Here is a 24,447-nt window from a genome sequence, read left to right as displayed (position 1 = left end):
AATTAATCTTTTACAGCATTAAGAACTTTGATTTGTCTTCTCATTAACCAGGTAACGGTGAGGGCAAGAACAAGGTATACTACCACATACATGTAAAAACTGAATTCCATTCCTGGCATTGGGGTCACAGCTTCACTGGTTTTCATAAAGCCATAGATGACCCAGGGTTGCCGGCCCACTTCGGTCACCACCCAGCCTGCTTCTACCGCTATAAAACCTAAAGGTGCCAGGAAAACAAAAAGCAGCCAGTACCATTTCCGCTTTAAAAGCGATTTGTACTTCAGGCTAATAAAATAGAGCAATCCGGCTATCATAAGCAGGGTTCCAATTCCCACCATGACCTGGAAAGCGTAATGCACCACGGCCACCGGCGGGAGCTCGTCTTCCGGAAAATCCTTTAGCCCCACCACCTCGGCATCAAAATCGCCAAAAGCCAAAAACGAAAGCGCCCCCGGAATTTCTATTTTATGAGAGACTGTTTGCTGTTCTTCATCTACAATTCCTCCAATATAAAGCGGCACATTGGTATCAGTTTCGTAATGAGCTTCCATGGCAGCTAATTTCACCGGCTGCCGTTCTGCTATATCTTTTGCTGAAAGATCTCCGCTCAAAGGCTGTAGAAAAGCAGCTACAGCACCAAACACCACAGCAATCTTAAAAGCTTTTTTGTGAAGTTCTGGCCTTTTATTGCGGTAGACCTGAAAAGCATGTACTCCTGCCACGGCAAAACTGGTTGCTACAAAAGCCGCTAAGGTCATATGCAGGGCCTGGGTGAACCACGCCGGATTCAGTAACGCCTGCACCGGATCTATATTGATATATTCACCATTCACATAATCAAATCCTGTGGGCGCATTCATCCAGCCATTGGCCGATACCACCAAAATTCCTGATGCAACCCCCGATATCCCGATAATGATGCCCGTAAACCAATGGAATTTCTCAGGTAGTTTGTTCCACCCATAGAGATAGAAACCCAGGGCAATGGCTTCTACAAAAAAAGCTGCCCCTTCAAGCGAGAAAGGCATTCCTATAATAGGCCCGGCATGTTTCATAAATTCCGGCCACAGCATTCCAAGTTCAAAAGAAAGCGCCGTTCCTGAAACTGCTCCTGTAACAAAGAAAATAGCCACGCCTTTCTGCCAGGCTTTGGTCAGTTCTAAATATAACGGATTCCGGGTGTTGAGCCATTTCTTATGGGAGACGACCATAAAAAAAGGCATTACCATCCCTATACAGGCAAAGATGATATGAAACCCGAGGGTGAAGGCCATCTGCAAACGTGCAAAATCAAGATTTTCCATTAACCGTGAATTTATATTAAACAAAAGTTCCCGGAAAATGTCATTTTCGGGGATCCTTTAAAAAATTTCTTTCCAAAAAATATACAGCCCCATCACCAGCACAAACCAGCCAAATCCTTTCTTCAGCTTTTTTCCATCAATAAACTTATTGAGCCAAATCCCTACATAGATCCCTGCAATAGAAATCACAGTAAAAACAAGAAGAAAGCCCCAGTTGATTTCGAGATTTTGAATATCTCCAATAAACCCTATCAAAGATTTTACGGCAATGATCACCAGCGACGTGGCAACAGCCCTCTTCATAGGCAGTTTGGCCATAAGCACCAATGCAGGAATGATCAAAAATCCGCCACCGGCACCCACAATTCCTGTAAGCACTCCCACAATCGCTCCTTCCAGGGTGATGAACAAATAGTTATACTTCACCTGTTTTGGTTTGGCATCTTTTTCTGAAGGCTCCAAAATCATAGAAACCGAAGCTATCATCATAATAAGCGCAAAGAACAACATGATCCCAATATTCTTGGTGACAGTGAGGTCTCCAATCGTAATGATCGTTTGGGGTATGGCAGGTATGAGAAATTTTCTTGTAAGGTAAACAGCTATAAAAGCGGGAATGGAAAAAACTACAGCAGTTTTAAGATCTACTCTTTTCTTTTGAAAGTTCCTGATAGATCCAAACAAAGAAGTTGCGCCCACCACAAACAGCGAGTATGCCGTTGCCGTCACAGGATTTATAGAAAGCAGGTATACCAACACAGGTACAGTTAAAATTGAACCACCACCGCCAATAAGGCCCAGCACCACTCCAATTATTAAAGCTCCAAAATACCCGAGAATTTCTGTTATACCCATTATGAAAATTTTCAGCCCAAAATTAGCTTTTCATAGCTGCAGAGTCTGTAACAAAGGTCACACTTAAAGATCATGAACCATAATACTGTTGCGTTGCAGCCCAATTTTCCCATCCAGTTCAAGTTTTTTAAGAAGGCGTGAAACTACCACCCTCGAGGTGTGAAGGTCATAAGCAATCTCCTGGTGCGTCACCTGTATCTGTTCGGTTTTATTGATCTTGGCCTTGTCCTGCAGGTATTTCATAAGGCGCTCATCCATATGAAGAAACGCAATGGTATCAATGGTATCGAGCATCTCGGTCAACCGGCTGTGGTAACTTTCAAAGACAAAATTCCGCCAGCTCTTAAACCGGGAGGTCCATTCTTCCATTTTTTCTATGGGAATCATCACCAGGCTCGTGTCCTTTTCGGCAACGGCCCGTATTTCACTTTTTGTCTGCCCCAGGCAACACGAAAGGGTCATGGCACAGGTATCGCCACGTTCCAAAAAGTACAGTAAAAGTTCATCGCCATCTTTGTCTTCCCGCAAAATCTTAATTGCGCCTTCAAGCAATAACGGCATCTGCTTTACGTAATCTCCAATATCAATAATGATCCCGCCCGATTTTACTTCTTTAAGGCTCCCAAACTTCAGCATTTCCTGCAGCAGTTCTTCCTCAAATATAAAATGGTAGGCGTCTCTAAGTTCTTCTTCGAGCATAGCTGTGCGTTTGCTTTGGTAAATTTAGGGTATTTCACACATTTTTGCCCTACAAATCCCTTAGTTTCCGGAGGATGTTTTGTTTACAAAATTCTATCTAAGTATCGCCCCTATTACTTCGGAAGGAATTCTGAAATAAGTAAAATAAATATTTCAGATTTTTGGGAGGTACAAACCACCTAATTGCACGGCAACTGATCGTTATTTCTGAACCGTAGCTCTCCTGTTTTTCGGCTTTTTCCGAAGTTAAGATCCCCGAAAAACTGCAAACATCAGTTCTTTACCCTGTTTGAAGATTCCTTATCTTTAAGCCGAACTAAAAAGGTAAATTTTGAAAGGTTTTTCTTCTGTATCCCGACTTCTGTTTATCATGATCTCCTTCCTGCTGCTCTCCTGCCAGGAAAAGGAAAAAGTCACCGAAATGGATCTTCTGTTCTCTTCCCTGCATGCCGATCAGGCTAAATGGTGGCGATATCACAAAACCAATATAGATTTGTCTTCAGATTTTCTTCCGCTGGGGGAAGATGGTGACAGCATCTCAAAAAAGGCATTTTTTGAAGCCCTTTTGACAGGGGAATTTATCGCCATAGAAAAGAAATCAAATGCAGCGCGAGATCAATATCAGCTGTTTAAGCTCACAAAAGAATCTGATGGGGATATAAGCTACACCATCTCGGCCGACAGTTACCGCGAGTACAAACATTTTATGATGGAAGGCCAGCAATTTCCCGATTTTAAACTCACTGCTCTCGATGGGAAAACGTATTCAAAAGAGGCACTTTTAGGCAAAACCCTGGCGGTAAAGACCTGGTTTCTTAACTGCAAACCCTGTATAGAAGAAATGCCGCAGCTCAACCAACTGGTCGAAGAATACCGAGAAAATGAAGATGTGGTTTTTCTAAGTCTTTCCTTAGATACCAAAGCCGAATTGCAAAAATTCCTTGCTGAAAGGGAATTCAAATACGCTGTTGTACCTCAACAAAAGGCATTTATTGAAGATACTTTGGGGTTTTCAATTTATCCTACCCACATTATTGTTGAGCCTTCAGGAAAGATTAAAAAAGTGGTGAACACTGCTCCCGAAATGATCGCAGCCCTAAAATCTATGAATAAAGGATAAGGGCTAATTGTTTGTGATTAGAACCGGGGACAAAAAACACCCTCCAAAAATGACATTTTTGGAGGGTAATATACTTACCTGCTTTCCAGGCCGGCTTTGATTTCGAGCACTGCTGCCTCCCATCTGTTCAACCCTTGTTCAAAAGCTTCTTTCTTTTTAATAAGCTCCTGCTCAGCAAGTTTTCTATAATGAGAAACCCCTTCGAGCAAATTATTGCAGAAACCCGTCCACCCCTTAATATCTCTGGGCACAGGATTAAAAGTGTTCTTGATTTCCTCTTTTAGATACTCCACGTAAAGCTGAAGTTCTTTTACAAACATATGTGGCCGTTGAGGATCTACAGGCAGCTCCTGCCTACCATAAATGTGATCGCTCATCTCCTGCAAGCTTGCTTGTTTACTGTAATTTACAATGTTTGGCCCGGGGCAAATAGTCACGGCATCCAGCTTTTCTACAATAGGAACCTTGTAATTAATTCCGGCAGAACTACTAAGGCCAATGCAAAGACATTCCTTGCTAAGCAAATCCTCTACCTGCAATTGGTATTCTTCTTCAGGCAAACCTGCATTTTCCAGCTGTTCCAGCTTTAGCTTCTGGTACTTTCTCGAAGCCGTACATATAGGTTCTTTAGTAAATTCGGTATTTGAAACCAGGTACTTTTCGGTACAGGGGCTTCCGGGTTTCCCGCGGTCAATTCTTTGCTGCCTTTCTACATTGGCACTGGTATTCTTCAGGTAATTGAAGCGCACTCCCAGCGGTGAGACTTTGCTAAGTACCACATCATTCTCCTTACTTTTCCGCAGCAATTCGAGTGTACCCGCATCTACAGTTGTAGCTTCGGGGCATAGCAAAAATGGTGTTCCCCAGCCGGTGCCGTTAACGCCGTAATATCCGTAAAGCAACTGTTGCTCGGCTGCAGTTCCAATTCCGCCCTGTACCGTAATATTAACAGGGTGTGGCTTGTCAAAACCTGCTTCTCCCCTAGCCTGTATCGCCGGATTGTAAAGGCTGGAAAGTGCCTGTTCCAGTTCTTCTTTTTTACTTCGGAATTCTTCCAGAATTGGTCCCAGTAAATATCCCTGGGTTGCAAAAGCATGTCCGCCACAATTCAATCCCGATTCAATCCTGAATTCGCTCACCCAAATGCCCTTTTTGGCAAGGTACTTTCCCTGGATAAGTGCCGAACGGTAATCGCTCACCTTGATGATCACTTTCTTTTTGAACCTGCCCCATGCCGAAGCATCAAATTCCCTGAAGTTTTCGAGGTAGTTGAACAATCTCGGATTCATCCCGGCAGAAAAAATCACGGCTGAATTTTCGAGTTCACTTTCGGCATAAGCTTTTAGTGCTCCCAAAGCGTCAGAACCATCGGGAAGGATCTCTCCGTTTTTTCCGGTGTTGTTCTTATCTACTTTGGTCATGATGTTCACTTCAATCCCACCGGGACTAATATGCTTCCGAAGAAAACTTTCCAGCTCTGCTTTGGCTTCGCCATGAGATTGTAAAAACTGCTCGTATTTTTCTTTGAGGCCACTTTCTTCGGGCAGCATCTCAAAATACTTCACAATTTCTGATCCCTTTTCAAAAGCCGAGGCTTTGAGTTTTTCGAATTTAGATTGCACATTTCGGTTGACCAGGTTAAGATAGTCGGTGATGCGTCGCACGCGGTAATTTTCCTCGTGCTTTTCAATGGGCACATAGATCTCATTGTTTTCCTGGTAATAATGCTTTCTCATCATCTCAATGAGATTGTCTTCAATGATAGACAATGCAGAGGTAATACCATAGTGGGCAACCTTTATAGGCGTGTCTATGGTAAAAGCCAGGCCCAATACCGGAATATGGAACCGGTGGGGCGTTAAATTATATGTCATTTATTAAGGGTTTTAGAGGCAAAACCCCAAAGATGCAGAATCCATCACAGCCAAAACATGATTGTAATCATGTTTCACCTGTTAGCCCTTAATCAACAGACGAGTTGAATATAGTGTATTGAATATGTACTATTCACTATTGTTAACTGTCAATAGTTTATTGATCATTGATATTTAGTAAAGCACTCTAAACCTGATAGTTCCATCAATTCCCCGCATCTCATCAACCACTTCTTCGTTGTAGGCTTTATTGATATCGGTGATCACGTATCCTATAGATTCGTTGGTTTTAAGATACTGCCCTACAATATTACAGTCGTGCTGAGACAAGACGTTGTTGATATGTGCAATAATGCCAGGCCTGTTGTGGTGAATATGAATTAAACGATGGGCATTTTCAAGTATAGGCAACTGTAAATTAGGGAAATTAACGCTGTTGGTAGTACTTCCAGTATTGATGTACTCAATGATCTTATTGGGAACAAAATTTCCGATATTCACCTGGGCTTCTTCGGTACTTCCCCCAATATGAGGCGTTAAAATGACATTTTTGACACCCCGTAATTCCGATTCAAATTGCTCTGCATTCGTCTTGGGTTCTTTCGGAAAAACATCTACTCCGGCGCCACTTATTTTGCCGCTTTCCAGATGTTTTTTCAAAGCTTCCAAATCAACTACATGCCCCCTGCTAAGATTGAGAAACACTGATCCTTCTTTCATAAGCTCAAGTTCCTTCTCCCCAATAAGGTTATGGTTTTCTTTGCGGCCATCAACGTGCAGGGTAACAACATCAGCTATTTGAAGCAATTCTTCAAGGCTGCTGCACTTGGTAGCATTTCCCAAAGCCAGTTTCTCCATTAAATCGTAGTAATAGACATCAAAACCTATAGCTTCGGCAACTACCGATAGCTGTGCGCCTATGTTTCCGTAGCCAACAATCCCCAGCTTTTTTCCGCGGACTTCCCTGCTCCCGTTAGCCGATTTGTTCCAGTTACCGGCATGCATCTCCGCCAGCCTGTCGGGCAGGCCTCTCATCAAAAATATGATTTCGCCTATGGCAAGCTCAACTACAGAGCGCGTATTGCTAAATGGTGCATTGAAAACTGCAATCCCTTTTTTGAGGCAGGCTTCAAGATCTATCTGGTTGGTACCAATACAAAACGCACCTACAGAAATAAGCCTGTTGGCATTTTTCAGCACCTTTTCGGTCACATGGGTTTTTGATCGTATCCCTAACACCGACACATCTTTGATCTTTTCGGCGAGTTCCTCTTCATCTAGTGCACCTGCAATTGTAGTTACGTTGTAGCCTTCATTTTTCATGATCTTTACAGCGTCCTCGTGTACATTTTCGAGCAGCAGCACTTTAATTCGATTTTTAGGATAAGAGATAGCTTTATTCATTTTGTGCAGGTATAGAAATTCGTCAAGACTCGGTGTGATATGATCGGCTTTTTCCAAAACATTGCCGCGTTCAACATTTTCAGTAAAAGCATAAAATTTATTGGCAAGACCGGCGGCTTTGATCTCGTAATCCGTATAGCCATCCCCAATTACGTAAACATCGCCCTGCAGGTCTAACCGCTTGAGCATTTCTACCTTTCCGTTATTGGATGAGAGGACATTATCGGTATCAAAATTGGTAAGCTTTCCTTCAGCATCAGGGCGAAAAGTATTGGCGAAAACATTCTCTTCCCTTACGCCAAACTCTTTCACTATAGGCACAATAAACTCTTTAAAACCATTTGAAATGATATAAATATTCTCGTGGTTTTCTTCAAAGAATTCCCTGTTTCTAATAAAACTCGTTGAAACCTTACTTTTTAAGCGATCAACAAGCTTTGGCAAATGTTGCTCTTCGGCATTGAGCAGGGCCAGCCGCTGTTCCAGGGATTCCCTAAAGGAGAGATCACCGGCCATCCCGCTGTTGGTAAGATCTACAAGCCGTTGAAGCCGCTCCTCTTTTTCCTTGTGGTTCTCCAGCGAGATTTCGCCTAAAATATCAAGAGCTTCCACCTGGGTGAACGTACTGTCAAAATCAATTACAAAATGCCTGTTATTCTTCATGCCGAAATTAATTCAAATCTCCCCAAAACTAAGCTTTTTCAGGCACACACGGAAGATTTAGCGCTAAAGTTGAAGACATTTATCACTTCCTAAATTGCAGCTCAAAAAATTAAATTTTTATAGATGAATTCGGGTTTTAACTGAATTTTTTCAAAAAACATTCCTGGTTTAGCTCCTAAGATTTGTAACAACCTGTTACAGGCTGCTACTAATTTCTATAGCTAAACCCATTCCTAACCCGAAAGATCAAATGAAAAGCTTCAAAATCCTTCCTTTACTAACAGTTTTAATCTTATTTACCTCCTGCGTAGAGAAAATCACAAGAGTAGTCCACCAGGATACCATTCCTCCCGAATATACTGTAGCGCAGGAAACTTTGAAAAGCAGGATTTCGGCAGTTATTCCTGCTGAAAATATTTCTATTGGCTCCTCAAAAACCGAAAAGACAGGAGATGCAGAATACAATACTCTTACAGTTGAAATTCAACCAGAAACTTTACCGGGAAACGTTGTTTCTTTCTTTAAAATGACAGGTGAAATCAAGAATGCTGTAGAAAGCGGCATTGGCAATATGGAAGATTATCAAAAACTGGAGATCGTGGTTCGCAAAACCACTAATGAAAATGGCGTGGAAAAAACTCAATCTTATAAAAAAGAGATTGACCTGTAGCAGAATTCCCTTTCTTCAGTAAGTTTTAGGAATTTCTTAAGCTACAGCCTGCCTCAAAAAAATGGGAAATTAGTTATCTTCGGAAAAACCAAAAATCAGAGCTTCTTCGGAAGTTCTTTTTTTGCACATAAAATCCGAAAAATGACAAACTTCAGGGAAGTAACCACTCAGGAACTTATTGACAGACAAAATAAAGGAGCATTAGTTATTGACGTGCGCCCGGTTGACGCCTATAACGGCTGGAAATTAAAAAATGAACCTCGTGGCGGACATATAAAAGGTGCAAAATCGCTTCCGGCGAAATGGACAGGCTACATGGACTGGATTGAGATTGTGCGGCATAAGGAAATTCATCCTTCCCGGGAAATTATCATTTACGGATACAATCGCGATGAAGCCCAAAAGGTAGCCGAAAGCTTTGAAAAAGCAGGGTATTCAAAAATGGCACTTTTCAACCACTTTCTGGACGAATGGACTACCGACGATACTTTACCCATGAGCTATCTACCAAAATACAGGCAGCTGGTATCGGCACAATGGGTGAATAAACTTATATCTGGAGAAAAACCTGCAGAATATGACAACGATAAATATGTGGTGGTACATGCGCATTATCGCAATAGGGACGCTTATTTAACCGGCCACATCCCCGGAGCAATAGACATGGACACCAACGCCCTGGAATCTCCTGAAACCTGGAACCGCCGCAGCCCCGAAGAACTAAAAAAGGCCCTGGAAGAACACGGCATCACAGCCGATACTACCGTAATTCTCTACGGAAAATTCATGTTCCCCGATAACGATGATGAGTTTCCCGGAAGTGCTGCCGGAGATATTGGCGCCATAAGAAATGCCTTCATCATGATGTACGCCGGTGTAAAAGACGTAAGAATACTCAATGGCGGCTTCCAATCCTGGGAAGACGCCGGTTTTGAAGTGAGTAAAGACGATGTGAAAAAGAAACCTGTAGAAGATTTTGGTGTAAAAATTCCGGCTCACCCCGAATTGGCCGTAGACGTGCCCCAAGCCAAAGAAATTATTGCTTCGACCGATGCCGAGCTGGTTTGCGTGCGCAGCTACCCCGAATATATTGGTGAGGTAAGTGGCTACAATTACATTGAAGCCAAAGGGCGTATTCCCGGAGCCATTTTTGCCGATTGTGGTAGTGACGCTTACCACATGGAAAACTACCGGAATGTAGACCATACTACCCGCGAATTCCACGAGATCATAGAGAACTGGGAACAAAATGGAATTACCCCCAATAAACACCTCGCATTCTACTGCGGTACAGGGTGGCGCGGCAGCGAAGCCTGGTTTAATGCCTGGCTGCTGGGATGGCCAAATGTTTCGGTTTATGACGGTGGCTGGTTTGAATGGAGCAATGATCCGTCCAATCCTTACGAAACAGGAGTACCCGAAAAGGTGTAGTGAATTTTCAGCATAAAATAAACAAGATCATATAAAGCTCATGAAAACAGAAAAGCAAAAAATGTTGACAGGTGAGCCTTATAAAGCATTTAACCCTGAATTAAATGCAGATAGACAAAAAGCTAAAGAACTTATCTTCAGCTTTAATAACCTACCTCCTTCCGAAGGAAAAAAACGGAAGGAGATCCTTCAGCAGCTATTGGGAAAAACCGGGAGCAGTTACTATTTTGAACCCCCTTTCCGCTGTGATTATGGTTACAATATTGAAATAGGCGAGAATTTTTATTCAAATTATAACCTCACGATTCTGGACTGCGCCAAAGTAACTATTGGAAACCATGTGCTTATTGGCCCCAATGTTGGAATTTTTACTGCCGGACATCCTATGCATCACGAAAACAGATTACAGGAATGGGAACATGCCTATCCTGTAAAAATTGGAAATCACGTGTGGATTGGCGGACACGTAGTGATCAATCCGCGGGTGACCATAGGTGATAATTCTGTTATAGGTTCAGGAAGCGTGGTGACAAGAGATATTCCCCCAAACGTATTTGCCGCAGGTAATCCCTGTAAAGTGATAAGAACCATTACCGAAGAAGACAAAAAATCTTACCTGTCAACTTTATCCGGGTAGAAAAACTTCAGGAATTTCGCTCACTTCTATTCCCCAGATAACAGGCAGAAGAAAGTAGATGACGAGGCTAATGATAAGAATAGACAACAGGTTCATCCAAATACCTGCTCTCGTCATATCTTTAATTTTCAAGTATCCCGCACCAAAGACCACGGCATTAGGTGGCGTAGCTACCGGTAACATAAATGCACAGGATGCCGCCAGGGTGGCCGCCACCAGCAAGAAATAAGGATGAATATGCATGGCGAGTGCCATAGGGGCTAAAATAGGCAGCAACATTGCTGTAGTAGCAAGGTTTGAGGTGACTTCAGTAAGAAAATTAACCGCAGTCACCAACACAAGTACCAGCAGAATAAGAGGTAAATTCTCAAGACTACTAAGCTGCTGCCCAATCCAAACAGCAAGGCCGGTTTCCTCAAAAGCCTTTGCCAAAGCCATACCTCCCCCAAAAAGTATAATGATCCCCCACGGAATCTTCACTGCATCATCCCAAACAAGAATTCGGCCATGTTCCTTCCCCGATGGCAACAGGAAAAGTGTAATCCCTGCAAAAATTGCTATTACTGTATCATCTAAGAAAGGAAGCACAGGCTGTAGCAAAAAAGATCGGGTGATCCAGCCAAGTGCTGTAAGTATAAATACGGTAAGAACTATCTTTTCCTGTTTAGTCATAGCGCCAAGTTCGTGAAGCAGCCTGGCGATTTCGGCCTTACCTCCGGGGAGTCTCATGCCTTTAAGGTCAAAGGCAAAGGTGGTGAGATACTTCCAGCTAATTGCCAGCAAAACCAGAGAGATAGGCAGGCCCAGTTTAAGCCATTGGTAAAAGGTGATTTCAATGCCATAAAATTTTTGCACCACTCCTGCCAGCACAAGGTTAGGCGGTGTTCCAATTAAAGTGGCTATCCCTCCTATTGAAGCGCTGTAAGCTATAGACAGCATGAGCGCCTTTCCAAAAATGGCTTTTTCGTCCCGCTCTGTTTTTGTGTCATCCAATAATTGATTAATAATTGCCGCTCCTATTGGCAGCATCATTACCGAGGTTGCTGTATTGGAGATCCACATAGACAGGAAAGCCGTGGCTATCATAAACCCGAGGATGATCAACTTTAAATTGTTGCCAATAAGCCTTATGATGCTAAGCGCAATTCGCCGGTGTAGCTCCCATTTTTCTATTGCAATGGCTAAAAGAAAACCACCCAGGTAAAGAAAGACGAATTTATCGCCATAGGCTGCGGTGGTTGCTTCAATAGATAAAGCCCCGGTAAGCGGGAACAGCACAATAGGAAGCAAAGCTGTAACAGCAATGGGTACAACTTCACTCACCCACCAAATAGCCATCCAGATGGTAACACACAATACATCCCAGGCCAAAATTGGCATAGACTGGGGATGTTCTACTGCCTGCAGGGCAAAATAAACCATCGGCCCAAGAAAAATCATGATCTTTTTAGGAGAGATCTTCATTTCGCACAACTTTAAAAGTACAACCCCAAAGAAAAGGCCACATAAAATGATCAAAAACTAACCTCCACTCCCCCAGCAATCGCTCTTTAAATTTAAGAATTTAAAGCAAAACAACCCTTCATAAAACATTTATATTTAAGCAATTACCCCTAATTTAATTTCTAAAAAATATTGCTTGATTCATGCTTCGGAAATCTGAAAAAACGGTATTTCCCCTATTTTGAAAACTATAACTTCAAAAGCATGAAAAGTGGCAGTTCCTGACAGAGGTCATAAAAAAGAGACTTTACTGTCCTTATTTTTGTTTTATAAACTGAAATTACCAACCATGTTTTCAAAAGCCTGCGAGTATGCCATAAGAGCCACTATCTTTATTGCTTCAGAATCTGAAAAAGGGAGAAGGTCAAGCCTGAAAGACATTGCAAGGGAGATTGACTCTCCCGAAGCATTTACGGCTAAAACCCTTCAGAAGTTATCAAAAAACGGCATCATAGTTTCTACAAAAGGAGCTCATGGCGGATTTCAGGTTGAAAAAGAAAGACTTTCAGACATTAAGGTGTCCCAAATCGTTCTGGCCATTGATGGAGACAAGGTCTATACCCGATGTAGCCTTGGCCTGCATAACTGTAGTGAAGATCACCCATGCCCTTTCCATTCCCGTTTTAAGCCTGTGCGAAACAGCCTGAAAGAAATTGTGGAAAGAACAAGCTTAATGGATCTAACTTCGGGCCTTATTTCAGGAGACACATTTTTAAAAATTTGAATCACTACAGGATTATTTATGACAGTATCTGCACCGCAACCAACTACTTTACAAGAAGAACTGGCACAATTAAAAAAGGATAAAAATGCAGTGATCCTGGCCCACTATTATCAGGAACCCGAAATACAGGAAGTTGCCGATTTCATTGGCGACTCGCTCGAACTGGCGAAAAAGGCTTCTGAAACTTCAGCAGAGATCATTGTATTTGCCGGGGTACATTTTATGGCCGAAACCGCCAAGATCCTTAACCCCTCAAAAAGGGTATTTTTACCCGACCTTAATGCCGGGTGTTCCCTGGCCGACAGTTGCCCCCCTGAAGCCTTTAGAAAACTAAAAGAACAATATCCAGATCATGTGGTGGTCACCTACATTAATTGCTCTGCCGAAATTAAAACCCTTAGCGATGTAGTTTGTACCTCTTCAAATGCCGAAAAAGTCATCAATTCTATTCCGCCGGAAAAGCAAATCATATTTGCACCAGATAAAAACCTTGGAAAATATCTGATGCAAAAGACCGGCAGGAAAATGCTGCTGTGGGATGGTGCCTGCATAGTTCACGAAGCTTTTTCGCTTGATAAGATGCTGGAGTTGTATAAGCAGCATCCTTCAGCAAAGATCATAGCGCATCCCGAATCTGAAACCCATATTCTAAAAATAGCCAATTATATTGGCTCCACTTCGGGAATGCTCAATTATGTGAAGAGTAGTGAGCACAACACTTTTATTGTTGCGACCGAGGCCGGTATCTTGCATCAAATGCAAAAGGATGTACCTCAAAAGACGCTTATACCCGCCCCTGCCAAAGAAGACAACACCTGTTCCTGTAGTGAATGTGCGTTTATGAAAATGAATACCCTGAAAAAACTCTATGACTGCCTCGCAAAAGAAACCCCCGAAATAAAACTTTCTGAAGATCTTATGAAAAAGGCCTTGGTGCCCATTAAACGCATGTTACAACTTTCTTAGAATGAAAACAGATGTACTGGTAATAGGATCTGGCGTAGCTGGCCTCACCTTTGCCATAAAGATTGCCGAAGCCCGTCCCGATGTAAATGTTACTGTCATTACAAAGGAAAAAATGGAGATTTCAAACACCGCCCAGGCTCAGGGTGGAATTGCCGTGGTGCTTGACAAGGTGCAGGACAGCTTTGAGTTGCACGTAAAAGACACTATTGAAGCCGGACGTGGAATAAATGATGCTGAAGTGGTTAAAATGGTGGTTTCACAGGCTCCCGAACGACTGTTAGAGCTAGTGGCTTGGGGAACTTCTTTTGACTCCGGAAAGAATGGAATCCTCGAATTGGGACTTGAAGGCGGGCACTCACGGCGTCGGATTGTCCACCACCGTGACCTAACAGGGTTTGAAATTCAGCAAAAGCTGATCTTACATGCAAAGTCACTTCCCAACATACATTTTTACGATCACTATTTTGTAATCGATCTCATACTCAACGCCAAAAAAGACAGGTGTATTGGGATACATGTTCTTAACAAGACCAATTCACAAAGAACAAGCATCACCTCCAAAATCACATTTTTGGCAAGTGGCGGTTGTGGGATGGTCTTTGGCAACACCACCAACCCTACGGTAGCCACTGGCGATGGCGTGGCCATGGCCTGGAGGGCCGGGGCGGCGGTAAAAAACATGAATTACATACAGTTTCACCCCACAGCGTTATATGAAGCGGGAAAACATCCGCTTTTTCTTATTTCTGAAGCTGTTCGTGGCTATGGAGCTTATGTGGTAAACCACCAGGGCAAACGCTTCCTGTATAAATCTGATCCCAGGGGGGAGCTGGCAACCCGTGATATCGTATCTGAAGCTATTGTCAAAGAACTAAAAAGCTCGGGAGAAAAACATGCCTTTTTAGATTGCCGTCACCTGGATATTGAACAATTCACTGCCAAATTTCCCACTATTGTTGCCTACTGTAGTGCAATAGGCATTAATGTGGCGACAGATCTTATTCCTGTGGTACCCGCAGCTCATTACCAGTGCGGGGGCATTGATGTAGACCGGCATGCAAGAACCTCGGTGAAGCAGCTGTACGCATCGGGAGAATGCGTGCACACCGGCCTTCACGGTGCCAATCGCCTGGCATCCAATTCCCTTCTTGAAGCCATAGTTTATTCGCACGAAGCTTCAAAAGCCGTTTTGCAGGAGTTGGATCATCTTCCCTACCCCAGCACCCGTAACCAGCAAGAGGTTTTGAATAATTTCAATACCGATGTTGATGAAAAGATCATCGCCAGTCTAAGGCAGCGTCTCAATGAGATCATGGATTATGACCTGTTACATTCGGCTCCAAAAATGGCAAAAACAGAAGCCCTTGTAAAGCTGTGGAATATGCACGACTTAATGGAAAGTTATCCGCCGTTCAATAGTGGTTCGGTTGCATTCTACGAACTAAAAAATATGGTTGAGATCGCCTTGTTAATCCTGAAAGATGCTATAGATCATTACCATCCAAAAATGGGGATTAATGAAGTAGTTTTTTAAGACAGGAACTTCAGCTGAAGCATATTTTAGTATACTTGTAGAAATTCACAACTCTCGATGCCTTTTGTAAAACGAAAAGCTGCTTCCTACATTAGAAAAGCACACCGCTACCTGGGGATCTTCCTCGGAATTCAATTTTTAATGTGGACTATTAGCGGAATGTACTTCAGCTGGACCGATATTGACGAGATTCACGGTGACCACTTCAGAAAAAATCATGTGCACCCCACTACTTTTTCAAATCTTCCAGGTATTTCTGAAGTAGCTCCCCAAATGCAGATCAATTCCCTTCAGCTAAAAGATATAGCAGGAGAACCGTATTACTGGGTGAACAATGAAAAATTGGTACACGCCCGAAGTGGTGAACAAAAGCAGGAAATTTCAGAAGACGAAGCGGTAAAAATTGCAAAAAAACACATGCTAGACAGCATGAAAGTCACCGGAGTTGAAAAGATTACCGAAACCGGCGATCACCATGAATACCGCGGCGGCCCTTTACCGGCCTATGTTATTTCTTATGCCGGGCAGGAAAAACCCAAAGCATATATCTCGGCTGTTGACGGAACTTTTAAATCTGTACGACACAGAGACTGGAGGTGGTTTGATTTCCTGTGGATGACCCATACTATGGATTATGATACGCGTGATGATTTTAACACCTCAATTTTAAGAGCTTTTTCCCTGCTGGGCCTTATTACCGTGCTAAGCGGATTCGTATTGTGGTTTATTTCTTCTCCTACAATGATGGGTGTATTCGGGAAGAAAGGAAAAAGAAAGAAAAGATAGAAGAGAAGTTTTAAAGCTATAAAACCCCTATTTTCAAGCCTTTTCGAACATTTTTTTAAAAACCGGGAATAACTCCTGAAGCTCACTTAACGGTAAAATATTTTCGGATATGTCTTCTCACATATAGAAATCTTGCAATCCCTATGAGCAGGATTACAGGTGCAACCACCAGGAGAAAAATTCCCAGATCGTACATTTCCTGGAGCACCTCTACTCTAATAATCGCCACTCCCGAACTTAATACCACAATAAACGTCCTCAAATAAGCGAGAAAAGTCCTTTCATTGGCCATGCGGGTGCGGTCTATTGCCAGCCAGTCACGCGTGATGAGATCTTCTTTGATTTGGAAATTTTTTCGTGACAGTTTCATTTTTATCAAACTTTGGGATCACAAATATGTGAACCGGAAGATTATATTTTCCAGATTTTTTATTTTGAAAACAGCAACAAATTAAGAGCTGAATTTAACTTCTATGTATAAAGGTAAAAATTACGGCCCTCTAAAATTATAAATTCAACTTAATTTAAGGGAGCACGTGGAGATAAATAGCCATAAAATGACAGAAACTTCCCAGTAAAACACACAAATGAAAGATTGCATGATTGTATTTTATTTTGCTAATGCTGTAGAGAATCGCCCCAATGGTATAAGCAAGTCCGCCACCTAAAAGCCACCACAGGCCCTGGCTGGAAAGGTTCTCCATAAGAGGTTCTATGGCAAAGACAATCACCCAGCCCATACCCACATAAAGCAAGGTGGAAAAAATCTTGAAACGGCCGGTAAAGAACAGCTTTAAAAAAGTGCCTAAAAGGGCAATGGTCCACACCACCCCAAGAATGATCCAGCCCGTACGCCCCTGCAGGGTTACAAGAGCAAAAGGAGTGTAGGTGCCGGCGATAAGGACAAAAATCGCAATGTGATCAAAAACCTTAAAAGTAAATCTCTTTCTCAGGTTTTTAGTACTATGGTAAAGCGTAGAAGCTGAATAAAGAAAAATAAGAGAGGCGCCAAAAATGGCAAAACTGAGGAGTATCTTGGTGTTATTTAGTTCCAGGGCTTTAAAGATCAACAAAAAAAGCCCCAGCACACTCAAACCAAGACCGGCTCCATGGCTTAATACGTTTAAATATTCCTCACGGGGAGCGTAAAATTTAATCTTTACAGGCTTTTTCATCACGACAATTCTAATGTAAAAATACATCTATCTGCGGGCTTTATCAAAAAACCTAAACTACTAATTGAAAGAATTTTCTTTCAATAATTTATCTCCTACAATACATTTTTAGATGAAAAGCATTCTATATCGGTTAACTATCTTAAAATGAGGTAAAAAACTTGTAGATTTAAAATATTACATTAATTTAGCCCCTCATTCTCAGTGTACTTAGCCCCTATGGATCTAATAACCGCCCTGATTGCTTTAGAAATTATTGCCAGTAAATTTCTACTTTCTTACATTTCTTCTTACAGACCGGCTAGTCCTTACGAAGAAAACAACCCGCTTCTTCGCCTGGTTTTTAAAAAGCTTAAGATGCAGGATGACGAATGGGTTTCTTTCTTTTTCACTGTTCTTTTAACCGGAATTTGCTTGTACCTCCTCAGTTCGGTTTATACAGCGCCGGCTTTTGCAGCCATGTTTGTTCTTGCTGGTTTTTACACCACAGCATTGAACCTTGGTGCAGCTCACAGTAGCTATTTTCAGCGAAACAACTTTATTACCCGTAGACTACTCAGATAACTTCGGAAAGTTTTTATTTCTGCGGAATAAGAGTCCACGAATATTTCAGCTGAAGCTCCAAACTTCAGAAATACGGGGTGTCAAAAATGGCATTTTTGGAAGGGATTTTTTCCGAAGAGAAAAGCTTAAAAAAGCTGAAGTATTCTTATTTCAGAAGTTCTAAATCTGCTTTCCCAAAGCCTTAGGATCTGAAAAATTTAAGACTCAAGCTTAAGAGATCCAGAATTTGTCTTTCCAGTCTTCTTCAGAAAAAACAATGTTATCGTGGTGCTTTTCCAGCATCTCAAGATCTTGCGGATTGAGATTTTGGGCAAGTTCTTTGTACAAAACCCGTTCTTCAAACCGGATGTAAGTTGCCAGTTCTTCTTCGAGTAGATTAAGTACTTTTTCATCGTCACAATCACAGGTCATCAATTTGTTGATTCTCCTGTGATTGGCCAAAGCCTTCTTAACGCGAACATTGTTGCCTAAAAGGGGAAAAATGTGCTGCTCTTCCAGCGCAAAATGCGGATCAAGAAACTCCGATTTAAACCAGTTGGTATAGGTTCTTATCCGCTCTTTTTGAATATTGTTACGCAGCCCAATCCTGATGTTTTCACAGAGATGTAGTACCTGCCGGTGTTCTATAGACAAAGGTTCTAAAAGAGTTGATTTTGCTGTCATACTAAGTTTATTTCTTTTGGTTCCAAAAATGATCCTGCCAGGCGTCGTCTGAAAAAGGCAGGGCATGATGCTTTTTCTCTATCGCTGCAAACTCACTTGGAGTAGCTATTTTCTGGAATTTCATTACCTAATGCTTCGGAAGTAGTTTCAATATTTTTCTGATTTATTTCAGCAATAAATAACCGGAATTAATTAAGACAAATATGTCCAATTCAATACAGCTCACTTATGACGTGAGTCATATTAAAATAATTAGCTGTAAAGCTGAAGTATTCTTAAGTCAGAAGTGAAGTTAGTTGGCTTAGATCCCCAACTTTTCCAGGAATGGTTTCTTTTGTGCCTTGCTGGTATGAAGGAGTCGGCCATCGGCCATTTTTGCATCTATTTCCCCATATTCAGAATGTACCAGTTCCTTCACATGATCCAGGTTCACAATAGCAGAACGATGAATCCTGAAAAACAGGTTGGGATCGAGTATTTCATCAAGGGCACACAGAGATTCCCTAAGCAAATACTTGTGGTTGTTAGTATAGATTTCGGCATAACAACCCGACGAGGTGATGTACAAGATATCACGCGGATCGAGCAGAATCGTAGTGTTGCCCTGTTTCACCGGAATTTTAAATATAGTTCCGGTTGAGCGGTTCGTGTAAAATCCCAGCAGATTCTGAATCTTTTCGTCAATATCGAGCTCTTTGGGCAGGCCGATATTTATTATTTTTGAGACAGTTTTGTAGAAACGTTCTTCTTTAAATGGCTTTAAGAGCAGGTCACAGGCATTAACGTCAAAAGCTTTACAGGCATCGGGAGTGTGAGCGGCCAGAAGAACGACGATTGGCCTGGGAACGACTTTTATTTTTTCGAGAACGCTGAAGCCGTCCATATCTTTCATCTCTAAATCGAGAAAGATCACCTGGGGTTTTAAAGAATTGATTTGTTCAATGGCAAGTTTGCCACTAGAACATTCTCCCAAAATTTCAATTTCCGGAACCTTGTTAAGAAGGTTAATAACCCGCTTTCTGGCGAGGGCTTCATCGTCTATTATTAAAGCTTTCAAGGGCGAAGCTTTTTACCTGATTAGTTCTTCAAATTTACAGTTTTTAAGCCTAAAAATGAAGCAATGAAGCACAAAAAAGGATGATAATACCATCCTTTTTTGTGGAATAAAAATTAGGTTCTATTACCAGAAAATATAGATCTATAAAAATAGAATAAGACTGTCAAAAAAGCCATTCATCACCCCTTCATCCCTGCTATTGCAGAGATCCTGCACCTTAACCGGTGCAAAATGAATTTCTTCTTTGGCAGTCTTTCATCGAGCTTCAACTATCAACTTTACATGCTCGCAACTTCTATGGGTTCTATTTCGTTTGCAGATATTTTAAGGTTTTGTACCTCATCTCCTTTTTCTAAACGAATCTTGTAATAATCTTCACTAACAATTCCTTTTTTACCTTTGGCAATATGAACGTTTTGGGTCATATTCCAGCCTTTATACTGACGGTACACTTCTTTTTGCAGCTCTAAAGGAAGCAGTACATCTTTTAACTGGTAAGAAATTCTGAGCAGGTTTCCCTGTTGACAGTACTTGGCTTTTAATTTGCCTTTGGTACTTTTTATCTGTAACTGGTAGTGGCGGTTTTTTTCATTTTTCACAAGATCCAGAAAAGCCTCTATGTTGCAATGTTCATTGAGAAAGGCAACCGGGTCTTTTTCAAATTCTCCGGCGTATTTTTCTTCAACTTTAAATATGTAGTTGGCCCCGTCAACGGTAACTTCGGGTAACAAAGGGTCAAATCCAACACGGGCTTCATCGAGTTCAGTAAATTGTGCATTAACGATTCCTGCCCACATTAAAATGACAAGGGAAATAAAAAATCTTTTCATGACAACAGCTTTAAATGGTTACTTATATAACGTTTTCGCTCTTTAGCTTTTAACGTTAGAATTCCCTGCAAATTTACAGCAGAAAACAGCCTTTTTGGGAGGTTATGATACCAATAGCCCCAAAGTGATAACCAGTAGCCACAAAGAGTACATAGACCAAAACGGGAGAAAATAGAGATTACTGGGCGGACGAATACGAAATGAATTTACCTGAAAAATTCGGGTAGAAACGAAAGTTAACTTATTAATTAAATGATTTCTAAGGGGATCTTTGAAATCAGCAACCATTTAGTACTTAATGAACATTCTGATTCCTAAAGGTGAGGCAAAAGGTGGAACCTGCATTTACTTCACTGGTTACATTAATAGTGCCTCCTACACTATTCATGTAATTTTTTACCAGGTAAAGACCAACACCATTACTGTTGCTTTGATCGGTAAAGACCTGGTTCAGAGTAAATATTTTACTCCCGTTTTTCCCCATGTCAAAACCTATTCCGTTATCTGTAAAAAGCAACCTGGAGGTATCCTTATCTTTTTGAGAACTAATTCTAATTATGGGAGGAATACCCGGTATTGCATATTTAATGGAGTTGGTGATAAGGTTCAAAAAGATACTGTGTAGATAAAAGCTATTCCCTAACAAAAAATCCACTTGCGAAAAATCGATCTCAAATTTGGCCTCTGAACTATCAATTAAACTGCGAATTGAATCTGTGGTGGCCTGGAACACCTCTTTCAGGGGGATCAATTCCATGGTGGATTTGAGTAAAAGGGTTTCTTTTAAATGTTCCATCTGGTCATCCAGAGTGTCCTTTAACTCGAGTACAGATTTCTCCAGTAGGTCAAGGTATTGCAAACTTTCTTCATCTTGTATTTGTGAAAGATCAAGTAAACTGAAGATCGACATCATATTACTCACAGGAGACCGCAGATCATGAGAAATAGTATAAGTGAGCTGTTTGAGTCCTGTATTTATGGCTGTAAGATCCTTTATTAGCAGTTGTCTATCCTCTTCCAGTTTTTTCTTATGGGTAATATTTTTAGAGACGCCATATATAAGTTCTTTAGAATGATCTGGTATGGAAGTCCAGGAGAGCCATACAATCTCACCAGTTTTCGTGATGTAGCGGTTCTCAAAATTCAGCAGGGGTTTGTCCTTCATGATCAAGGAACGGGTCTCGGCTGTTATTTCTTTATCCTCGGGGTGAACAAAAGAACTTATGGGTACAGCAAACAATTCTTCTTCACTATAACCCAAAAGCTTTATAAAGGCGGGATTAATCTTTCTAATGTAGCCATCATACCCGGCAATACAGAGATTATCGTGGGATAAACGAAAAAATGCTTCCAGATCTGGCTGATTAATGGGAGTAGGGCTGGTCATAATGGATACCGATTTGGGAATCGTGCGAAATTTAGTAAATAGATCTCACACATTCATTTAAACCAAAGAACATTTCACAGAACAGGGAGAGAAAAAATAAACCAGAATTGTAACCCATAGAAACGGAAATAATCAACTTTGAAATTTGCAGTCTGAAAAATTGAAATTTATTCGCATGGGTTCATTTCCATCATTGGAAATACAAAAATTCTATAGGTAAAAATCCTGAAAGGCAGATTTTGTTTTTGCAGAACTTAATTCTAATATAAACATCTAATTTTAAGTGACTGGAATCGATATGCACACCAGAAATTTAAAAAGTCCTGTCATAATCACATATATCTGCTATTTTAGCACCTCATTTTAAATTTTATAATCATGAAAGACCTAATTGAAAACATCCAAAGTACTTTTGAATCCTTTCAAACAGATGCCAACACGCAATTAAACGATGGAAATAAAAGTGCTGGAACCAGAGCAAGAAAATCATCTTTGGAATTAGAAAAACTTTTAAAAGAGTTCCGTAAAGTTTCTATAGCGGAATCTAAGAAGTAAATTCATTTTTTTTTATCCAGCCCCTAATGAAGTATTCAACTTCGTAGGGGCTATCTAAGAGAGTTTATCAAATTATAATCCCATACGAAGCGAAAAATATTTTCGAATAAAACGTACTATTTCCCGTATTTTAAGCATTTGACAAAAGTTATATTTTGAACCTATTTTAAATGAGTTTGATCCAATGTCTTCAAATAAATATCTAAAGCAACCAGAAATTGAACCAATTTTAAAAATTCTAAGATCCCGCTTTGAAATCCATAAAGAAAGGTTTGAAGAATTGAACTGGTCTGATATCCAAACTAAACTTGAACATAATTTAAATAAATTATGGTCACTTAATGAAATGGAAAAGACAGGTGGTGAGCCAAATCTTCTAGAATTCGATAGTGATACTAAAGAATATGTTTTTTGTGATTTTTCAAAAGAAAGTCCTTCAAAAAGAAGGAGTCTTTGTTATGACAGAGAAGCTTTAGAATCAAGAAAAAAACATAAACCTGTTAATAGTGTCATAGATTTTGCTTCAGAAATTGGAATTGAGCTTTTAAATGAAAATCAATACAGAAAATTACAATCAATAAGTGAGTTCGACACTAAAACTTCAAGCTGGTTAAAAACACCTGATAATATTCGAAAATTAGGGGGAGCTATTTTTGGGGATTTCCGTTATGGACAAGTCTTTATCTATCACAATGGTGCAGATTCCTACTATGCAGCAAGAGGATTTCGTGGAATATTAAAAATTTAAAAAACTTAATAAGCGGGTCCATAATTTTATTTGGGCTATTGCTTCTGACTTTTCTCTCGGAAAGTCCTTGCAAATATACTATCTTCGGTTTGCGGCGGAAAATTCTTGCGAATTTTCATTCAACAATACCATAGCCAAACACGTTCTAAACAATAGTTTCTAGTAATTAGTTTTTCGAATATATTTTAAACCAGACAAATATCCGCCGAAACTAATAAGCTAAGTTAAGATTGGATAAGCAACCCACATTTCGATTCCACCACTTCCTAAAATTCGAATAAAAAGTTCTGCTCCAAACAGAAAAATCCAAGAGGAAAATGGCGGACTTTTGAGCCCGCCATTAAATAAAAGATCATCTTTTTAAAATTTGTACCCCAACCCAATGGTTAGAGAATTAACTCTTGACTTTACATCACTGGGCATCCCCTCTACATCCCCAATCCGATTTGTAAGCTCCAGGGAGTAACGCGCCTGCAACTGGAAGTCTTCTGTAATATCGAATCCAGCACCAAATGTCACATCCAGACCAAAAGCATTTATTTCATCCCCTGTTTCCTCCAAAATAATACTGGCTTGTGGTCCTGCCAGGAGATTAAATGCAGAGTCGCCAACATAATACTTAGCCAAAACAGGAATGAACAAGATACCTTCAGAATCTTGAACTTTCCCATAATTTACACCCGGTTGCAGAGAAATATTGGACGATAAATCAAAATCAGCAAAGGCTCCAAGGTAAAAACCAGATTCGCTGACCGAAGCATTGAATCCTTCATAACTTGAAGAAACATTTAGGTTTAAATAACCAGCAGTCAATCCAAAGTCAGCAGACTGAGAAAAAGCCTGGGCGGACATAAAAATTCCGCAGCATAAAAGAATAATTTTTTTCATAAGGTTGATTAGAATGTAGTGTGAATGTAATAATTTCCTGTTAAAAAATTGACTCAACAAGAATAATTAAAAAAGACTTTGAAAAAGTCCTCTTCATTCTTTGTAATGATAGCAAAAAGATATTTCTCCTGATACGAATTCTACCTAAATTTCGGTGTCTATAGAACGATTTATTTTTTGGCGTAAAATCATCATGTCTTTACTCACTTTCTGTTCAACCACCTGGGCGTAGATCTGGGTCGTTTTTAATTCGGCGTGCCCTAATAATTTAGAAATTGTTTCGAGTGAAACTCCGTGGCTAAGAGTCACGGTTGTTGCAAAGGTGTGGCGCGCCATATCAAAGGTTAGTTTCTTCGTGATCCCTGTTAGTCCTGCTATTTCTTTTAGGTATTGATATAGCCGAATAAAAA

Annotated in this window: 25 protein-coding genes; 11 read left to right on the top strand and 14 right to left on the bottom strand. The window is 40.8% G+C overall.

The window, feature by feature from the left end; genetic code table 11:
• Positions 1-2: 2 nt before the first annotated feature.
• From VS868_RS13670 to VS868_RS13660, 3 genes are all read right to left on the bottom strand, one after another.
• Positions 3-1,304 (bottom strand): cytochrome ubiquinol oxidase subunit I, encoded by a 1,302-nt coding sequence (locus VS868_RS13670; RefSeq protein ID WP_266070543.1) that lies wholly within the window; start codon positions 1,302-1,304, stop codon positions 3-5.
• Between the two features lie 57 nt (positions 1,305-1,361).
• Positions 1,362-2,159, bottom strand: a complete 798-nt coding sequence (locus VS868_RS13665; protein WP_266070541.1) for a sulfite exporter TauE/SafE family protein — start codon at positions 2,157-2,159, stop codon at positions 1,362-1,364.
• Positions 2,160-2,222: 63 nt separating this feature from the next.
• The gene (locus VS868_RS13660; RefSeq protein ID WP_266070538.1) at positions 2,223-2,858 is read right to left on the bottom strand and encodes a Crp/Fnr family transcriptional regulator; all 636 of its coding nucleotides are present in this window, start codon (positions 2,856-2,858) and stop codon (positions 2,223-2,225) included.
• Between the two features lie 331 nt (positions 2,859-3,189).
• On the opposite strand from VS868_RS13660, the gene VS868_RS13655 reads away from it, so the two are divergent.
• Positions 3,190-3,978, top strand: coding sequence for a redoxin domain-containing protein (locus VS868_RS13655; RefSeq protein WP_266070537.1), 789 nt, complete (start codon positions 3,190-3,192; stop codon positions 3,976-3,978).
• A gap of 74 nt (positions 3,979-4,052) precedes the next feature.
• Here the strand turns inward: VS868_RS13655 and VS868_RS13650 are convergent, their stop codons facing one another.
• Positions 4,053-5,852: a hypothetical protein gene (locus VS868_RS13650; protein WP_345598340.1), complete on the bottom strand. Its 1,800-nt coding sequence runs from the start codon at positions 5,850-5,852 to the stop codon at positions 4,053-4,055.
• Between the two features lie 174 nt (positions 5,853-6,026).
• Positions 6,027-7,919 carry a phosphoglycerate dehydrogenase gene (serA, locus tag VS868_RS13645; protein WP_345598338.1) on the bottom strand — a complete coding sequence of 631 codons (1,893 nt, stop codon included), beginning with the start codon at positions 7,917-7,919 and terminating at the stop codon, positions 6,027-6,029.
• A 250-nt stretch (positions 7,920-8,169) separates the two neighbouring features.
• Here serA and VS868_RS13640 point away from each other — a divergent pair, with 250 nt between their 5' ends.
• The 3 genes from VS868_RS13640 to VS868_RS13630 all read left to right on the top strand — a co-directional run bounded on the left by VS868_RS13640 (position 8,170) and on the right by VS868_RS13630 (position 10,657).
• Positions 8,170-8,589: a hypothetical protein gene (locus tag VS868_RS13640; RefSeq protein ID WP_345598336.1), complete on the top strand. Its 420-nt coding sequence runs from the start codon at positions 8,170-8,172 to the stop codon at positions 8,587-8,589.
• Between the two features lie 141 nt (positions 8,590-8,730).
• Positions 8,731-10,020, top strand: a complete 1,290-nt coding sequence (locus VS868_RS13635) for a rhodanese-like domain-containing protein (protein ID WP_345598334.1) — start codon at positions 8,731-8,733, stop codon at positions 10,018-10,020.
• 40 nt (positions 10,021-10,060) lie between these two features.
• Positions 10,061-10,657: a sugar O-acetyltransferase gene (locus tag VS868_RS13630; RefSeq protein ID WP_345598332.1), complete on the top strand. Its 597-nt coding sequence runs from the start codon at positions 10,061-10,063 to the stop codon at positions 10,655-10,657.
• Here the strand turns inward: VS868_RS13630 and VS868_RS13625 are convergent.
• Entirely contained in the window at positions 10,646-12,121 is a 1,476-nt protein-coding gene (locus VS868_RS13625) for a DASS family sodium-coupled anion symporter (RefSeq protein ID WP_345598331.1), read from the bottom strand. The genes VS868_RS13630 and VS868_RS13625 overlap by 12 nt on opposite strands.
• 328 nt (positions 12,122-12,449) lie before the next feature.
• On the opposite strand from VS868_RS13625, the gene VS868_RS13620 reads away from it, so the two are divergent.
• The 4 genes from VS868_RS13620 to VS868_RS13605 are packed head-to-tail and all read left to right on the top strand — an operon-like array spanning position 12,450 to position 16,170.
• Positions 12,450-12,884: an Rrf2 family transcriptional regulator gene (locus VS868_RS13620; protein ID WP_345598328.1), complete on the top strand. Its 435-nt coding sequence runs from the start codon at positions 12,450-12,452 to the stop codon at positions 12,882-12,884.
• Between the two features lie 18 nt (positions 12,885-12,902).
• Positions 12,903-13,850, top strand: a complete 948-nt coding sequence (nadA, locus tag VS868_RS13615) for a quinolinate synthase NadA (RefSeq protein ID WP_345598326.1) — start codon at positions 12,903-12,905, stop codon at positions 13,848-13,850.
• Position 13,851: 1 nt separating this feature from the next.
• Positions 13,852-15,384, top strand: a complete 1,533-nt coding sequence (nadB, locus tag VS868_RS13610) for an L-aspartate oxidase (RefSeq protein ID WP_266070526.1) — start codon at positions 13,852-13,854, stop codon at positions 15,382-15,384.
• Between the two features lie 57 nt (positions 15,385-15,441).
• Entirely contained in the window at positions 15,442-16,170 is a 729-nt protein-coding gene (locus VS868_RS13605) for a PepSY domain-containing protein (protein WP_345598323.1), read from the top strand.
• Positions 16,171-16,252: 82 nt separating this feature from the next.
• Here VS868_RS13605 and VS868_RS13600 read toward each other — a convergent pair whose 3' ends face one another.
• On the bottom strand, positions 16,253-16,540 hold the full coding sequence (locus VS868_RS13600) for a DUF202 domain-containing protein (protein ID WP_345598321.1): 288 nt from the start codon (positions 16,538-16,540) through the stop codon (positions 16,253-16,255).
• A gap of 154 nt (positions 16,541-16,694) precedes the next feature.
• Complete coding sequence (locus tag VS868_RS13595) at positions 16,695-17,345, bottom strand: hemolysin III family protein (RefSeq protein ID WP_345598319.1); 651 nt, start codon at positions 17,343-17,345, stop codon at positions 16,695-16,697.
• A gap of 219 nt (positions 17,346-17,564) precedes the next feature.
• On the opposite strand from VS868_RS13595, the gene VS868_RS13590 reads away from it, so the two are divergent.
• Entirely contained in the window at positions 17,565-17,909 is a 345-nt protein-coding gene (locus tag VS868_RS13590; protein ID WP_345598317.1) for a hypothetical protein, read from the top strand.
• Positions 17,910-18,119: 210 nt separating this feature from the next.
• Here VS868_RS13590 and VS868_RS13585 read toward each other — a convergent pair whose 3' ends face one another.
• The 4 genes from VS868_RS13585 to VS868_RS13570 form a co-directional block, all read right to left on the bottom strand.
• The gene (locus VS868_RS13585) at positions 18,120-18,572 is read right to left on the bottom strand and encodes a hemerythrin domain-containing protein (protein ID WP_345598315.1); all 453 of its coding nucleotides are present in this window, start codon (positions 18,570-18,572) and stop codon (positions 18,120-18,122) included.
• 301 nt (positions 18,573-18,873) lie between these two features.
• Entirely contained in the window at positions 18,874-19,629 is a 756-nt protein-coding gene (locus VS868_RS13580; protein ID WP_345598313.1) for a LytTR family DNA-binding domain-containing protein, read from the bottom strand.
• Positions 19,630-19,907: 278 nt separating this feature from the next.
• Positions 19,908-20,459, bottom strand: coding sequence for a hypothetical protein (locus VS868_RS13575; RefSeq protein WP_266070518.1), 552 nt, complete (start codon positions 20,457-20,459; stop codon positions 19,908-19,910).
• Positions 20,460-20,754: 295 nt separating this feature from the next.
• Positions 20,755-21,846: a PAS domain-containing sensor histidine kinase gene (locus tag VS868_RS13570; RefSeq protein WP_345598310.1), complete on the bottom strand. Its 1,092-nt coding sequence runs from the start codon at positions 21,844-21,846 to the stop codon at positions 20,755-20,757.
• Between the two features lie 378 nt (positions 21,847-22,224).
• On the opposite strand from VS868_RS13570, the gene VS868_RS13565 reads away from it, so the two are divergent.
• Together VS868_RS13565 and VS868_RS13560 are read left to right on the top strand one after the other, a co-directional pair.
• Positions 22,225-22,401, top strand: coding sequence for a histone H1 (locus tag VS868_RS13565; protein ID WP_266070516.1), 177 nt, complete (start codon positions 22,225-22,227; stop codon positions 22,399-22,401).
• Between the two features lie 184 nt (positions 22,402-22,585).
• On the top strand, positions 22,586-23,149 hold the full coding sequence (locus VS868_RS13560) for a DUF4256 domain-containing protein (protein WP_345598305.1): 564 nt from the start codon (positions 22,586-22,588) through the stop codon (positions 23,147-23,149).
• A 360-nt stretch (positions 23,150-23,509) separates the two neighbouring features.
• Here VS868_RS13560 and VS868_RS13555 read toward each other — a convergent pair whose 3' ends face one another.
• A complete protein-coding gene (locus tag VS868_RS13555; protein WP_345598303.1) occupies positions 23,510-24,037 on the bottom strand; it encodes a porin family protein in 528 nt (175 codons plus the stop codon).
• A gap of 144 nt (positions 24,038-24,181) precedes the next feature.
• On the bottom strand, positions 24,182-24,442 hold the full coding sequence (locus VS868_RS13550; RefSeq protein WP_345599842.1) for a tyrosine-type recombinase/integrase: 261 nt from the start codon (positions 24,440-24,442) through the stop codon (positions 24,182-24,184).
• Between the last annotated feature and the right edge of the window lie 5 nt (positions 24,443-24,447).

The organism is Salinimicrobium sp. 3283s (assembly GCF_039602225.1).
In the GTDB taxonomy this organism is placed as follows: Bacteria; Bacteroidota; Bacteroidia; order Flavobacteriales; family Flavobacteriaceae; genus Salinimicrobium; species Salinimicrobium profundisediminis.
The sequence above is the reverse complement of the archived record's forward strand: the minus strand, read 5'-3'. Positions and strand labels throughout refer to the sequence as shown.